This window comes from Shewanella sp. GD03713 (assembly GCF_029843705.1).
Lineage (GTDB): Bacteria > Pseudomonadota > Gammaproteobacteria > Enterobacterales > Shewanellaceae > Shewanella.
The window spans coordinates 3,429,927-3,444,228 of sequence record NZ_JAOCIW010000001.1; the positions used below are offsets into that span (position 1 = coordinate 3,429,927).

The 14,302-nt window shown below is 47.3% G+C and carries 16 protein-coding genes; 9 read left to right on the forward strand and 7 right to left on the reverse strand.

Annotation, left to right across the window (positions count from 1 at the left end; genetic code table 11):
- Nucleotides 1-319 precede the first annotated feature (319 nt).
- The 4 genes from N5E87_RS15060 to N5E87_RS15075 form a co-directional block, all read right to left on the reverse strand.
- Complete coding sequence (locus N5E87_RS15060) at nt 320-622, reverse strand: heavy-metal-associated domain-containing protein (RefSeq protein WP_086904592.1); 303 nt, start codon at nt 620-622, stop codon at nt 320-322.
- Nucleotides 619-936: a hypothetical protein gene (locus tag N5E87_RS15065; RefSeq protein ID WP_086904600.1), complete on the reverse strand. Its 318-nt coding sequence runs from the start codon at nt 934-936 to the stop codon at nt 619-621. Before N5E87_RS15065 ends, N5E87_RS15060 begins: the two co-directional genes overlap by 4 nt.
- A 16-nt stretch (nt 937-952) precedes the next feature.
- Nucleotides 953-2,092: a transglutaminase domain-containing protein gene (locus N5E87_RS15070; protein ID WP_086904591.1), complete on the reverse strand. Its 1,140-nt coding sequence runs from the start codon at nt 2,090-2,092 to the stop codon at nt 953-955.
- 248 nt (nt 2,093-2,340) lie between these two features.
- The gene (locus N5E87_RS15075; protein WP_086903345.1) at nt 2,341-3,612 is read right to left on the reverse strand and encodes an amino acid permease; all 1,272 of its coding nucleotides are present in this window, start codon (nt 3,610-3,612) and stop codon (nt 2,341-2,343) included.
- Between the two features lie 255 nt (nt 3,613-3,867).
- Between N5E87_RS15075 and N5E87_RS15080 the strand changes: the two genes are divergently transcribed.
- The 4 genes from N5E87_RS15080 (at nt 3,868) to N5E87_RS15095 (ending at nt 6,960) form a co-directional block, all read left to right on the forward strand.
- Nucleotides 3,868-4,251 (forward strand): RidA family protein, encoded by a 384-nt coding sequence (locus N5E87_RS15080; RefSeq protein WP_086903343.1) that lies wholly within the window; start codon nt 3,868-3,870, stop codon nt 4,249-4,251.
- A gap of 20 nt (nt 4,252-4,271) precedes the next feature.
- Entirely contained in the window at nt 4,272-5,546 is a 1,275-nt protein-coding gene (locus tag N5E87_RS15085) for an L-serine ammonia-lyase, iron-sulfur-dependent, subunit alpha (protein WP_086903342.1), read from the forward strand.
- Nucleotides 5,547-5,587: 41 nt separating this feature from the next.
- Nucleotides 5,588-6,268 (forward strand): PAS domain-containing protein, encoded by a 681-nt coding sequence (locus N5E87_RS15090; RefSeq protein ID WP_086903341.1) that lies wholly within the window; start codon nt 5,588-5,590, stop codon nt 6,266-6,268.
- Nucleotides 6,269-6,336: 68 nt separating this feature from the next.
- Complete coding sequence (locus N5E87_RS15095; RefSeq protein WP_086903340.1) at nt 6,337-6,960, forward strand: hypothetical protein; 624 nt, start codon at nt 6,337-6,339, stop codon at nt 6,958-6,960.
- Nucleotides 6,961-7,066: 106 nt separating this feature from the next.
- Here the strand turns inward: N5E87_RS15095 and N5E87_RS15100 are convergent, their stop codons facing one another.
- Both N5E87_RS15100 and N5E87_RS15105 read right to left on the reverse strand, forming a co-directional pair.
- A complete protein-coding gene (locus tag N5E87_RS15100) occupies nt 7,067-8,665 on the reverse strand; it encodes a hypothetical protein (RefSeq protein WP_086903339.1) in 1,599 nt (532 codons plus the stop codon).
- A 200-nt stretch (nt 8,666-8,865) separates the two neighbouring features.
- Entirely contained in the window at nt 8,866-9,780 is a 915-nt protein-coding gene (locus N5E87_RS15105; protein ID WP_011626843.1) for a DUF368 domain-containing protein, read from the reverse strand.
- A 238-nt stretch (nt 9,781-10,018) separates the two neighbouring features.
- Here N5E87_RS15105 and N5E87_RS15110 point away from each other — a divergent pair, with 238 nt between their 5' ends.
- The 4 genes from N5E87_RS15110 to N5E87_RS15125 all read left to right on the forward strand — a co-directional run bounded on the left by N5E87_RS15110 (nt 10,019) and on the right by N5E87_RS15125 (nt 12,905).
- Complete coding sequence (locus tag N5E87_RS15110) at nt 10,019-10,513, forward strand: hotdog fold domain-containing protein (RefSeq protein ID WP_086903338.1); 495 nt, start codon at nt 10,019-10,021, stop codon at nt 10,511-10,513.
- A gap of 99 nt (nt 10,514-10,612) precedes the next feature.
- Nucleotides 10,613-11,050 carry a nucleoside deaminase gene (locus N5E87_RS15115; protein WP_086903337.1) on the forward strand — a complete coding sequence of 146 codons (438 nt, stop codon included), beginning with the start codon at nt 10,613-10,615 and terminating at the stop codon, nt 11,048-11,050.
- Between the two features lie 144 nt (nt 11,051-11,194).
- Nucleotides 11,195-12,439, forward strand: a complete 1,245-nt coding sequence (locus N5E87_RS15120; RefSeq protein WP_164717882.1) for a DUF418 domain-containing protein — start codon at nt 11,195-11,197, stop codon at nt 12,437-12,439.
- Complete coding sequence (locus N5E87_RS15125) at nt 12,417-12,905, forward strand: DUF1294 domain-containing protein (RefSeq protein ID WP_232015310.1); 489 nt, start codon at nt 12,417-12,419, stop codon at nt 12,903-12,905. The genes N5E87_RS15120 and N5E87_RS15125 overlap by 23 nt, the downstream gene beginning before the upstream one ends.
- Nucleotides 12,906-12,913: 8 nt before the next feature.
- Here N5E87_RS15125 and N5E87_RS15130 read toward each other — a convergent pair whose 3' ends face one another.
- On the reverse strand, nt 12,914-13,522 hold the full coding sequence (locus tag N5E87_RS15130; protein WP_086903335.1) for a TetR/AcrR family transcriptional regulator: 609 nt from the start codon (nt 13,520-13,522) through the stop codon (nt 12,914-12,916).
- Nucleotides 13,523-13,774: 252 nt separating this feature from the next.
- On the opposite strand from N5E87_RS15130, the gene N5E87_RS15135 reads away from it, so the two are divergent.
- The gene (locus tag N5E87_RS15135; protein WP_086903334.1) at nt 13,775-14,254 is read left to right on the forward strand and encodes an HPP family protein; all 480 of its coding nucleotides are present in this window, start codon (nt 13,775-13,777) and stop codon (nt 14,252-14,254) included.
- The last annotated feature ends 48 nt before the right edge of the window (nt 14,255-14,302 follow it).

Genomic DNA, 14,302 nt, shown 5'->3' on the forward strand with positions numbered 1-14,302 from the left:
CAAGCATATTCACTAAGCAGCATCGACAAGCCTCTGGCTCTACATAATGCAATGCTGTTATTGGTGCCAATAATAGGCCATGGGCGATATCGTATATGACTGTTGGCAGTAAAATAGCCATATTGATAACCAGAAATCCCATTCAGTCAAAAGTATTAACTTAATTAATATCAACCATGACTGTGTGAATGAACGAAATAACTCAATATTAATATTGTTACGCTTGATAGAACCCAGCCCTGATAGCCGATAATAAAAAAGCACAACCCAATTAAGTTGTGCCTTTTAGATTAACTACTGAAGCGATATTGAGCCAATATCAACTCTGCTTTTCGACCTTATTGATGCTGCCTTTGTAGCCTGTAGCATCGACGGCGGTAATCAACTTATCGAGGTTAAAATCATCGGCGACAGTGACCACAGCCTGCTCGGTTTTGAGGTTCGCCTTGGCTTTGATCACCCCATCGGTTTTGCGCAGCGCCTGATTAACGACGGTAACGCACAGTGGGCAGGTCATGCCTTTAACATCGAGTGTCACCTGCACGTTATCCGCCCAAGTGAATGGCGTAAACCCCAACGATGTGATAAGTACAAGTCGTGCAATACGTGATAGTGGCTTCATTCGAACACCTCAAGTAGCCAAGGTAAAACAAAGGGATACAGTTGGAACGCCAGCACAATAGGCACAGTCAGCCAATAGGCTAATAGCATTTGTCCTCGGCTAAATGTACCGGTACAAAGCGGTTTTTTCGCAAAGTACAAGCGCCAAAAACCCAGCAAAATTAGCCCAGTTGATAGGAGCAACATGGGCACTTGTAACCAAGCTAAGCTCGATAACCCCGACAGCCCCGCCGCAGACACGCCAAACACTAAATAGATTAAGGGCGCAATGCAGCAAAGGCTAGAGGCAACCGCCGCAACAACGGCGGCGGCCATGGTGGCAAGCAGCGGTTTAGCGCTGCTCGCTTGACTTGTAGTCATAGGCGAAGACTTTTGGCTCATAGTAATTAACAGGATCGCCGTCCACTTCGGCATAGGGATAACCAAAATTGTTCAGTGGAGTCTGCTCCGCCACGGGGAATAAGTCAAAGTCACGGCCATAGTTAAAGCCAACCCAATTCATTTCCCAGTTACCAAACAGGTAATCATTCACCGCTTGTACCGCAGGGTCGCTATGTTCCTTCTTCTCGGTGAGGCGCATCTTAGTCACATCCGCAGGATCGGCGGGCAACCAGCCATAACCCGCTAAATAGAACATGGCACGGCAATGTTGACCACCCGTCACATCGGCAAAGCCCTTATCATCGGCACTACCAAAGGCTTTTTTGGAATAATGGCCCATTTTGATGGCTTGGCCTAAACGAATACCAAACATTTCACGGGCAGGCACACCGACAGCGCGCATCAGCGCCACAAATACTGAGTTGATATCGGTACACTTACCACCGAGTTTGCCACTTTCAAGAATGGCGGCTACATCGCCACTGCCACAACCTATGACATCGTTATCACGATACATGTTGGCGCTCACCCAGTTGTAAATTAACTGTGCTTGCTTGAGCGGCTCGGTTTCTTTACCCACAATCTTATCCGCCGTTTGCTTCACAATGCCGTCTACAGGCATATGCTTGGTTGGCTTTAGGTAAATGGCGACGTCGGCAGGATACTCAGGCTTAGCTGGCGCACGGTAATGGGTTAACTCGCCACTTTTAACGGGTTCCCAATCTTGGGTTTCTATCACTAATTCGAGCGTTAGGGTCATCTTGCCCTTGGCATCGGGCCAAGTAGCAAACAGGGTTTTAGCGCCATAGTGGTTATTGGCACTGATATAGGCATCTTGATAAGTCCCGCTAAAGTTAAGTTTTTCAACCTGCTGGAAAGCCGTGTTTTCGGGGAGTGGCACCCATAACTTCACCACGCCCGCAGAGCCTTCTGGCGCGACGAGCTGATAGGTATTGGTTAAGGTAAAACGGCGGCGACCACAGGTTTTATCGGCCACTGCAAGGGCTTGCGTCGACGCCGCCAACACTGGCATCACGGTTCCTGCCGCCGACAGAATGGCTGCACCCTTTAAAAAATCACGTCTTTGCATTAGGCATTCCTTAGTTTGATAAGCATTAGAAAAAAAGATACCACTAAAGTAGTTGCCAAGGATTATAGAAAGTTATCGATCGGGCACAATCACCAAATTTCATCCAGCGCGAACAGCATGACAAAAACCACTACCAGCGCACAGAGTTCCCCATTGCCAAGGGGAAGACTAAGACAATTTGTCCCAATCGCAGACAAAAAAACAGGCACTGCACGACTGCCATACCTGTTTGTAAAGGAGGTAAATCATTAACTAAAGGCAAGCAGAGGAGAGACGCATAACAGTAAGCCGGTGACGATAATGATATACAGCGCCCCCCCTTTATATTTATGCAGCGCAGGCACTTGATAGACCAAATAGGCCGGGATCAAACATCCCACTAAACCGAAGATTGGACTGCAGATAGAGGTAAAACTCAGCACTGGAGCATTTAATACAATCGCACCCCACGACAGTAAAATGGTAAAGATCATAATGCCGTAACCCACTAACGACTTATTGATCCGCTCTTCGGGCATCACTCGGCGCAGCATATTCATGGTCAATCCCTGACACGCCTCTCTAAACCCTAAATACACACCAAAATATGCCGTCATTACCGCAAAGATATTTAAGGTGAGGCTAAGCAGTTTTAAGGTTTGTCCTGGCATGCCTTGGGCCACCATGGCTAAAGCGGAGATATTTTCATGGGAAGCGCGCACCGCCTGCTCATGCCCCATGGCTAAGGTAAAAGACACTGCGTAGAAAAACACCACCACAAACAACACCCCAAAGGCAATGTTCATCGCACGCATCGCCTTAAAGCGGGCAACGGCAAGGGATTTTTCCCGCGAGCGGTAAGAGATCACCATAGGGCTTAAACTTTGGATAAATAGAATCGATGTCAGCGTAAAGGGCAACATCACAATTGCATCCTTTAGCCAATCGCCGGCGCTGGGTACGCTACCGATATTATTGATATCCCACTTATCGACCATCATCAGCCCGAGCACTGCTACTACCCCAAGCTTAGTCAGCACCATAAAGGTGGAGATCTTAAATAACAGGTTTTCACCACGGGAGGCCAATGCGACTAAACCGCAGATCAGCGCTAGGCCATAGAAGGGATTTTCAGACAACAATGACTTAGTCGCGCCAAAGCTTTGTAAAAAGGAGGCGCTATCATTGGTGATGGCAGTGGAATACACAAACACCCAAATCACCAACATAATGAAGTACAAGCCGCCGAGTAAGATGCCCCAGTTTTTACCCAGATACCCCGAAATCACACTCGGATAATCCTTACATTCGGGCGACTCGGCCAAGGTATTGATAAATAATCGTTGAAACAAATACATGGCTGGATAACCAATCACGCTGGAGAGCAAAAATACCCACAAGCCCATCAACCCCACCTGCACTGGCAAAAATACGATCCCGGCGCCAATCGCCATGCCAATACTCATAATGATCCAGCCCCAATCCGTACTATCGAAGCGGGTATCTTCTTTCCATTGTGCCGCCGTTAGCCTTGCATCCATATCTCATCCTAACCGAGTTGATGTTATTTTTTGCAAATATATTTGAACAAAACAAACTCAGCAAACAAAATACTCAACTTTTGTTGAACAAAGTGCCATCGCTCACAATTCAGTCCAAAACCCGCCGAAAGACGCATAAACTCGTCTTTACGGCATGAAATATTAAAAAATAATTGCAACCAAACTAAAATATGCAAATAATATTGCACATAGAATTTCGATAGCATTCAATTTTATTTGCAGATTGGAGAGATAATGAAAAGCATCATTCATGCAGAACGTGCCCCAGCCGCGATTGGCCCTTATTCCCACGGCACCAGTTATGGCAACCTGATTTTTACCTCTGGACAACTGCCTGTATGTAAAGAGAAAGGCGGCGTTGTCGATGGCGGGATCAGCGAACAATCTGTGCAATGCCTTGAGAATCTGAAATACGTGATTGAAGCCGGTGGTGGCAGCCTAGAAACCGTGCTTAAAACCACCTGTTACTTGAGTGAGATCAGTGACTTTGCCGCCTTTAATGAAGTCTATAAAACCTATTTCAAAACCGACTGCCCTGCCCGCAGCTGTTTTGCGGTAAAAGATCTTCCACTGGGTGTCAAAGTGGAAGTAGAAGCCATCGCCCACGTTCACGCATAAATTGGTAAGGTTGTAGCCCGATGAAACCTCTATGGCAGCAATACATTCAGATCATTAACCAAGTGGTTAAACCCGCCTTAGGCTGTACCGAGCCGATTGCCGCGGCCTATGCGGCGGCCGTAGCACGCACCTTGTTACCAGTTGAACCTGAGTCAATTGCGGTGCAAGTTTCTGATAACTTATATAAAAACTCGATGGGCGTTTATGTCCCCGGTACAGGAAAAATCGGTCTTGCTATCGCCGCTGCCGCAGGCGCGCTTGCAGGCAATGCCGATGCGGGATTAGAAGTCTTGGCCAACGTGACACCTGAACAAGTGGCACAGGCGCAAACCCTTATTGATGCGGGTAAAGTGAAGGTTGAGCGTACCGAGACCGACGAATTTATCTATTGCTGCGTGAGCTTAACCGCTGGCGAACAAGAAGCCATGGTGAAAATCTGCGGCGGCCATACCTTAATTGCCGAGAAGCGCTTAAATGGTGAGTTAGTCTTTACCGCCGATAGCGCCCAAACCAAGGCCACAGGCTCAATCTGCGACGGCGTCGATATCAATATTGAATCGATTTACCGCTTCGCCCAAGAAGTGCCCTTCGAAGAAATCCAATTTATTCTTAAAGCCTCGGAATTAAACAGTAAATTATCCGATGAAGGCATGTCCAAACCCTATGGCTTAGAAGTCGGCCGTACCATGAAAAACGGCATTGCCGCAGGGATCATCGGTGAGGACTTACTCAATAAGATTGTGATGCTCACCGCGGCAGCTTCGGATGCGCGTATGGGCGGTGCCAATCTGCCCGCCATGAGCAATTTAGGCAGTGGTAACCAAGGGATTGCGGCGACGATTCCAGTGGTGATCACCGCTCAGTGTTATAAAGTCAGCGAAGAGAAGCTAGCTCGCGCGCTAATCATGAGCCACCTCGGGGCGATTTATATCAAGTCTCACTATCCACCGTTATCGGCATTCTGTGGCAATACGGTCACCAGCGCCGCCGCCTCTATGGCCATGGTGTATTTAGCGGGCGGCAGTTTCGAGCAATCTTGCTTTGCGATTCAAAACGTCATCAGTGACAGCTCGGGCATGGTCTGTGATGGTGCTAAAGCCTCCTGCGCCATGAAGGTCAGTACCTCATCGAGTGCGGCGGTTCGCTCCTTCTTAATGGCGCTCAACAGCCAAAACGTTTCAGGCCAAGGTATCATCGCCAAAGATGTTGAGAAAACCATTAAGAACATAGGCAAGATGGTACTCAATGGCATGTCATCTACGGATGTCACTATCATTAACATCATGTCTGAATAAGATGGTTATTCCTGATAAGCTGCTGAAAAAGGCCGAATATTGTGAAATTGCAAGACTTAACCCAAAGCGATCTGGATATACTCAAGTCCATCGAAAATATCGTCGATGGGATTGCCGCCATGTATGGCCAACATACAGAGGTCGTGCTGCACAGCTTAGATGCTAAGCACCCTTCGGTGATCAAAATTGCCAATGGTCATGTCACTGGCCGTGAGGTCGGTGCGCCCATCACTAACCTGGCCTTGCTTAAGCTCAAAACGGGTCAAGATATTTCCAACTCTTACCTTACCAAGTGTGCCAACGGTAAGACATTACGCTCGATAACCACAGTGATCCGTAATCCTAAAAACCTGCCAATTGGGCTGCTGTGCATCAATACCGATATGGACGCGCCGCTGCAATCTGTGCTGCGCACTATGATGCCAGAGCAGCTCCTCGGCAGCGAATTAACCAGTTCGCCCGAGGTGTTTGCGCGCAATATTGATGAGGCGCTGCACAGCACTATCGATAGTGTTAACCACGAGGTGCGTGCGAATCCTGCGATTTCCCCTTCACAAAAGAGTCGTGAAATTGTCAATCAACTCCATGAGTTAGGGATTTTCGAACTCAAGGATAGCGCCCAAGTGGCCGCCACGCGATTAGGGATTTCAGTGCATTCCATTTACCGCTATTTGCGTGAAATTAAAGCCAATCAGGCGGAAAGCGAGAAAAGCCTCGCTTAAAAACAAAGGGCTAAGATGTTCATCTTAGCCCTTTTTGCTTGATCGACATCAATGTGGTGACAGTATAAATGTTTATTGAAAAAATCATTCAAAATATCACAGAAAATATTAAACTTCCGCGAGCGCAAGTTGAAAGACAGCTTATGCCAATAATCGAGATCTTCATCGAAAATATTATTAACAACTACTATGACGAAGAAAACACTATCAAGCTTATTTCTTCAGAATTTCCTATACCAATAGGAAAAGATAAAAAATCAAAGAGCGTTGATTTTTTATTACTTAACACAAGAAATAATAATTTATCATTCGTTGAACTAAAGACCTGTAGCAATTCATTCGAAACTGAACAAGTTAATATATACCAAAATACAATTCAGAAAATCAAAACTGATTCCGCCACTTTTTTATATGACTTTCTTGACTCACTAGATAATAAAAAATTCAAATATCTCAAAAAAGTTATCGATTCGAGAATCTGCCCTCAAGAATGGTCGATAATCAACCAAGCAAATCTTATTTATATAGCACCCAATAAACTTAAGACTAAAAAATGGGGTGATGAAAAATTTAAAATTATTGAAAAGTTAGAGTTGTTACCATTTTCAGAGCTAACAATAAAACCAGAACAGCCATATTTTACAGAATGGCAACTAATAAATAATTTAATGAATATTCTCAACAGCAATTAACCTGACCATTAACATAACAAAAACTTGAAACTGGACGGCACTAGGTGCCGCCATTTAAGTAAACGTTTTATCAGCTTGCTAGCTTCAAATGGGATTGCTCATTGGCTTAGAGCACATTGCTCGTTCTACCTGTTACATCCCAAGCCTGTACCGTGCCATCGTCCATAAGGGCAATCACATCCAGTAAATTACTGCGAATATCGCGCATATGACTCAAATCAACGGCTTGCTTATCTAGCGTCACCGCGGGATCTTCCCGCATCCATACTGCAATCGAGCCATCTTGGCGTTTAACCGTAAAGCCTAACCCCGTAGGGAAAATATCCGTTGCTTGAGTTATGTCAGTTTTGGGGCCAGAGTGGCCATCAACCACAGTGCCATCTTGCTTTAAAAAGGCAAACTCGCGTTCATAGGTCACCACTTTACTTACCTGAGTGACCTCTTGATAACGCGGCTGGTTTTCTGCCAATTCCCATCCTTCCCAAGCGATAGCCGTATTATCCCTACGTAGCGCGACAAATCCTTCATCAATGGGATAAACCTTATGCACGCTTTGTAACTTATCCTTAAGGACTGACGTATCAGCACCATGGTATTTACTGCCCCAAACGATAAGTTGACGACCTATGGTTAAGGCGGCAAACGCGTCATTATTGGCAAAAATATCAATCACTTTATTGGCGCGATTTGGGCGAGATAAACGAGCAGGGAATGGCACATCATACTCAGTTAACTCCCCTTCCCCCCACGCATAAATGCTGCCATCAGCCAGTAACGCCGCAAAGCCATTTTTGGAAGCAACAACTTTCACGGCAGGCGCAAGCTGGCTAAGCTTTGCCACTTGCTCACGGCCTTTTTGATCCTCTCTTACCTTACCCCATGACACCAATCTGCCCGTCGCTGTCATCGCGGTAAAAGCATCATCATTAGCATAGAGTAGTTTCACATTGTTAAGCGCTGAGGCGACTTCGCGACTATCGCCACCATAATTAGCCTGCCCCCATGTCACTACTGTTCCATCCCGTTTTAAGGCGGCAAAAGCCCGATAGTTAACAGATACAGACACGACGTTAGTCATCGCAGGCGCGGCGTGCTTACCAGAGCTTAGCTCGGCAGTTGATGCATCTTCAAAAGACCAACTGACGACACTTCCATCTTGCTTAATGGCGGCATAGAGCCCCTTAGCCACAACAAAATCGCGCACATCATGCAGTACAGGTCTCACTCCTCGAGTCCAAGGCATAGTTTCATCCCCCATTCCCCAAGGGATCAGTTTGTGGTCATGGGTTAACGCGGCAAAGCCGCAGGTATCCTCTGCCGCATACAGCTGTTTTACATTAAGTAGAGGCTCGGCGGCGTTATTGCTATCGCCACCACACTCGCCATCACCCCATGTGACTACAGTACCGTCTCGTTTGAGCGCCGCAAATGCATTGAGATTGCTGTAGATTTGACTCACATCGGCTAATTCTGCAGGCATAGGGATTTTGGGCGAAGTCTCAGCAATCTCAGGGGTGTTTGGCTCATGAATCAAGACATTATTCGCGAAAGCGGGCGTTCTGTGAGCCTGAATAGTGTCAGAAATTTGCTGCTTTAACTCTGGGGATATTTCAGAATCTTGCTTATCTATGATTAAGTTAACCACATGACCTAAGGCAAAAATGGCTAGCGCCACGCCAACCCAGGGGACCTGTTTTTTTTCCACAACTATATCCTTATCGTAACTGCAAACTCTCACTGAGTTTAAACGGATGCACAACATCGACTGCTTGCACTCTGAGGCGCGATTGTAACTTAACGGACCAGCAAAATAACATTGCCCAAAAGTCGAGTACATTCCATCGGCCTTAAAACATAAAAGCAGCGAATATCGCTGCTTTTATTTATATCATCCACAGGATTGGCTTAATCCCGTTTGCCGACCTTCTCTAAACCCCAAACTAAGGCGATGGCCGCCAACATACACACAACAGCTAACATCAGCTGTGAAGGTTGGCCCGTCACTTGTTCAAAATTCAGCGGCGAAATATTTTGCTCCAATAACGGCACTTGTTCACCGTGGGAGTTAGTACGCCAGGTTAAGGTTTGTTTCCAAGGCCAAATTTTACCTAAGGTGCCGAGCATCAAGCCCGTGAGAAATACTACGGTCGCATCATGGTATTTACGCAGCAAGGCCGAGAGTAAATGGCTAAAGCTTAAAATTCCCAGTAAAGCGCCAACGGCAAAACAGGCCAAGATATCGATTTGGATATTTTTTGCCGCCGCGAGTACCACTGGATATAAGCCGAGCAGCAATAAGATAAAACTGCCCGAAATCCCCGGTAATACCATGGCACAAATGGCAATCGCACCGCCGAAGAAAATATTTAAATAGCTGGCCTCGACCGATACAGGGTTCAGTACAGTGATCACCCAGGCAGCCAGAACCCCTAAGGCAAATAATCCCAAACGCGCCAGCGTAAAACCGCTCACCTGTTTAAGCATGTGCACCACAGAGATGATGATGAGGCCAAAGAAGAATGACCAAATCGGAATGGGATGTGCCACCAGCAACCAAGAAATCAGTTTAGCGAAGGTAAAAATACTGGTCAGGATGCCCGCTAATAGGCTCAGTAAAAATCCACCATTAATATGTTCAAAGGCGCCTTTAATCCCCTGCGACTTAATCACGCCCCAAAGGGACGGATTAATACGTTTAACGCTTTCGAGCAGGGTATCGAGAATACCGGTGATAAAGGCGATAGTGCCACCCGAAACCCCAGGCACCACATCGGCGGCCCCCATGGCCATTCCCTTAAAATAGGTCAGCAAATATTTCACTGTGAGTCCTTGTAGTTAAATCATTATGACGTGTCATTGATGACAAATTTGTCGTGATTATACGGTGTTAGCGTAAAAACCGCGAAATGAAGTTTACTTAATTCGGCCGACTGGCATTTAATGTTATCCCAATGTTACACTCATCCGACCAGAAAGAAACAGGCACGCCGCTAAGCATTAAAAAATATCAGTGGCCCAAGACTAACACCTTAAGTTTGCACTCCGATGAAGGATAACCATGACCCCTAACGCACAAACCCCAAACGCTAAGCCCAATAAGGTTCTCGCGCTCTACCATAAAACCCAAGGCTTACCCTTTGGCCAAAAAATCTTCTCCATCATGGTATCACGCATGGCGCCTTATTTTGGCACCATCAAACCACTGATCACTGAATTACGCCTTAACCGCTGCGCTTGCCTGATTAAAAAACGTCATGCCGTTCATAACCATATAAAAACCGTGCATGTTATCGCCATCTGTAACGGCTTAGAAATGGCGATGGGCGTGATGGCCGAAGCATCGATTCCGGCTCACCTGCGTTGGATCCCTAAGGGCATGAGCCTAGATTACACCGCCAAGGCGGGCAGTGATATTTTATGTGTTGCCGAAGTCACGCCAGAGCAGTGGACACCCGGCGATATGTTGGTGCCCGTTACCGCCTACGACACCCAAGGAGTGGTGGTCGTGAAGGGGCATATCAAGTTATGGATTTCAGAAAAGCCGCAGAAGTAAACCAAGCTTAATCATCAATCGAAATCACCACTTAGGTTGTCTTGCTCAACGCTTGCAGGCTGCTATGCTAAGCCAAACAACCTAAGACAGGGGTTCAAAATGGATGAATTTTTACAGGCCGCCATTGATGAGGCCAAACAAGGATTAGCCGAAGGCGGGATCCCCATTGGCTCAGTATTAGTGATCGACGGGAAAATTGTCGCCCGCGGCCATAACAAACGCGTGCAGCAAGGTAGCGCCGTGCTGCATGCCGAAATGGATTGCCTCGAAAATGCTGGCAGACTAACCGCCGCCGATTATCAAAAGGCCACACTCTATTCGACTCTCTCCCCCTGCGATATGTGCAGCGGCGCGATACTACTCTACGGCATCCCTAAAGTGGTGGTCGGTGAAAATATCACCTTTCAAGGGCCAGAAGCCTATGTGCAGTCCCGCGGTGTAGAAGTGACTGTGGTAGACAATCACGAGTGCAAACAGTTAATGCGCGATTTTATCGCCGCCAAGCCACAGCTATGGAACGAAGATATTGGCGAATAGCCAATATCTTCCGAAGCGGTTCACGCGCCTAACGCTTTATGTCGTTGAGTGTTCTTTGGTTTGAGCGCCTGTTAAGCTAGCGCCTTGTATTATCAACTCAATCTCGCCGAGCTGACTCGGTTTATTATCCCTAATAGCAAAAGGATGCCTGCTATCAAACCTATCACTCAAGCTGCCCAGGATCCTTGGGGAAATCCCGTCGATGCGACTCACACGCCCCATCAGCCTATCCCAACTGAACGTAATGCCAACCTCGATGCCATACGTGGGCTAGCGGTATTGGGGATATTTTTTATGAATATCTATTTTATGGGGATAAGCTTTTATGGCTATGCGCCCCATCAAATCCCATTGCTCTCAGACCAAGTGCTCGAAGCCTTTAGCAATTTCTTTATTGAAGGGCGCTTTATCAGCTTGTTTTCCATCTTATTTGGTGTCGGTCTTTATATTCAATACCAACGATTTAGCGATAAAGGCTTAGCGGCCTATTCGCTGCTGCGCTCACGCTTGAAATGGTTGATTGTCTTTGGCCTGATCCACGGCATCATTATCTGGCCCGGTGATATTTTACTGACCTATGGGATCAGCGGTTTTTTAGCACTCTGCTACCGAGATGCCAGCATCGCCGAGTTAAAACGTAAGGCCAATATTTTTATTTTCAGTTCGTTAGTGGTTATCTGCTTAATCAGCATCATGGGCAGTGACGAACTCTTTACCCGCGAATCGCCCTTATTCGCCGAGCAATACAGTGCTTGGACAGCGAGTTACCCTAATCAACTGCTGCTGCATGTAATGCAGGTCGGTTACATGGCGCTGGTCATTCCCTTCACGCTAATGTGGTTCACGGGTGGCCTGATGCTGCTCGGGATGGCACTCTATCGCCAAGGTAGCTTCGAGCAGGGGTTTGAGCGAAACACCTTAATCAAGCTAGTTTTAGCCAGCTTAGTGCTCTCAGCGCTAGATACCCTGCTGGGATTAACTCAAAACCCGACATTGGTGATGTTTTCGGACATCATAGTCATGCTAAGTGCAATCCCGACTGCACTGATTTACATCCATATATTGGTTAAAATCTGCCAAAATCGCTCGACAGTGCTAAGGCCTTTGCAAAATGTCGGCAAACTCGCCTTTAGCCTGTATATATTGCAATCCATTGTCGGGGTGTTTATCTTTCGCCACTTTGCCCCCGAGTTACTATTAACGCTCGACAGGGGCGGTTATATGGCGATGGCGCTGGGTTACTCGCTGCTACAATTGCTACTGGCAAGCTTGTATTTACGCTACTTTCACCAAGGGCCACTCGAAAAACTCTGGCGCCAGCTCGCCTTTAAGTCCATCAACGCTAGTAGCCATTTGAACTCGAACAATGAACAACAAAAGAGCCAATAAAACGCCGTCCGCTCCAGTACATGAACGAAAAGCGACTCAAAGAAGAGTGACTCAATCTAGAACCACAAAATCAAGAGCCGCTAAGCCCAGAGCCGCGCGCTCGCGTCAGAGTTCGATGCCTTTATTATTAGCACTGGTTTTTCTGGCGATGTTAATCGGCGCCGCTTGCTGGCATATGCTGCCCCTCGCGATTGTGGGTTTATATCTGCTGCTGAGTTTATCCACCTTTATCGCCTACGCCTTCGACAAATCGGCGGCGCGTAAAGGCCGCTGGCGCACCAAGGAAAGCACCCTGCATCTAATGTCTCTCCTCGGTGGTTGGCCCGGCGCACTGTTTGCCCAGCAGCTACTTCGGCATAAATCGGTCAAAGCCGCCTTTCGCCAACTGTTTTGGCTCACGGTCGTGACCAACTTAGCCCTGCTGGGTTATGGGATCCAAACGGGTTTCATGGACAGATTGATTTAACCATCACCCTAATTCGTTTCTATTTCAATCAATTGCTCGATAGCTTTTAACGCTTGCATGGCAGCACCTGTGTCGCCGCGCAGCTGCGCCGACACTATAGCACCTTCCTTCAATAGGCATAGGGTATCGACAAGATAAGCCGCTTTTGCCTCGGACAAGCCCAAGGCTGCCACTTGCTGACCGATTAAATCTACCACCCGCTGTTTATGCTCGGCGCACAAACGATGCACTGGATGGCTGGCATCGGTAAATTCGGCACTCACATTGATAAAAAAACAGCCCCGAAACTCACACAGCTGCGGCACTCTTTGATTAAACCAGTCATCGAGCGCCATAAATAACGCGCGGATCCCCGCCTTGCCCGTCTCAACTGCTAGCACTCGCTCGCTTAACCATTGATAAAACACTTGGTCGCGGTACAGGACCACAGCTTCGACCAACTCATCCTTACTGGCAAAATGATGGTACAAGGTTTTTTTGGCAATCGCCGACTCCTGCAAAATCTGGTTAATGCCCACCCCATGTACGCTCTGAAAATAAAACAGTTTAAATGCCGTGCTGATGAGCTGTTGACGTTTATCCAAGGGCATATCTGACAACACTTCGGGTTGCGGCATATCGCCTTCCTCTGCAATTAGGATTTAAACGTATCTTCCCACAGGTAGACAACTCAGTCTACTCATGCAATGATATCAGGTAGACAGACTGGTCTACCCTTTAAAGATTCAACACAATTAAGTGCAACGCGGCCACTGGGATTCGAGTCAACGGGCAACTCAACACTGCCCTCCCCAAGCCGCAGCCATTGATATTCACCATATAAACCACAGCCCTTGCGCAATAGCCAAGTTGGGCTCAAAGGACACATAATGAAAGTGATAAGCCAACAGCAATTAAAACCGGCACTGCTCGCAGGCGTAGGTGCCATGTTATGTATCAGTGCCTTAGCAAGCTTAGAGCAAATGAGCTCGCACCTGTTGTGGCTGATGGCACCCTTTGGCGCCACTATGGTAATTTTATTTGCCCTTCCCGATAGCCCATTGGCGCAGCCAAGAAACATTGTCTGCGGCCACCTACTCACTAGTCTGATGGGACTTATTATCCTTCACAGTGTGGGCGTCTCACCGCTGAGTTTAGGGTTGGCCGTAGGGGCGGGAATCGCATTGATGCTGCTGACCCACACAGTGCATCCTCCTGCTGGAGCAAACCCGCTAGTTATTATGCTGACCGCGCAAGGGTGGGACTTTTTATATTCGCCGGTCGCCAGTGGTCTGGTGCTGATCCTATCCTTTGGCTGGCTGTATCATAATCTGCTGTGTCGACGCCCCTATCCACAGAAATGGTTTTAAGCTGCGTCAAAACACTAAAACCTTAGCGTGTTAACGCATTTAGGCGTG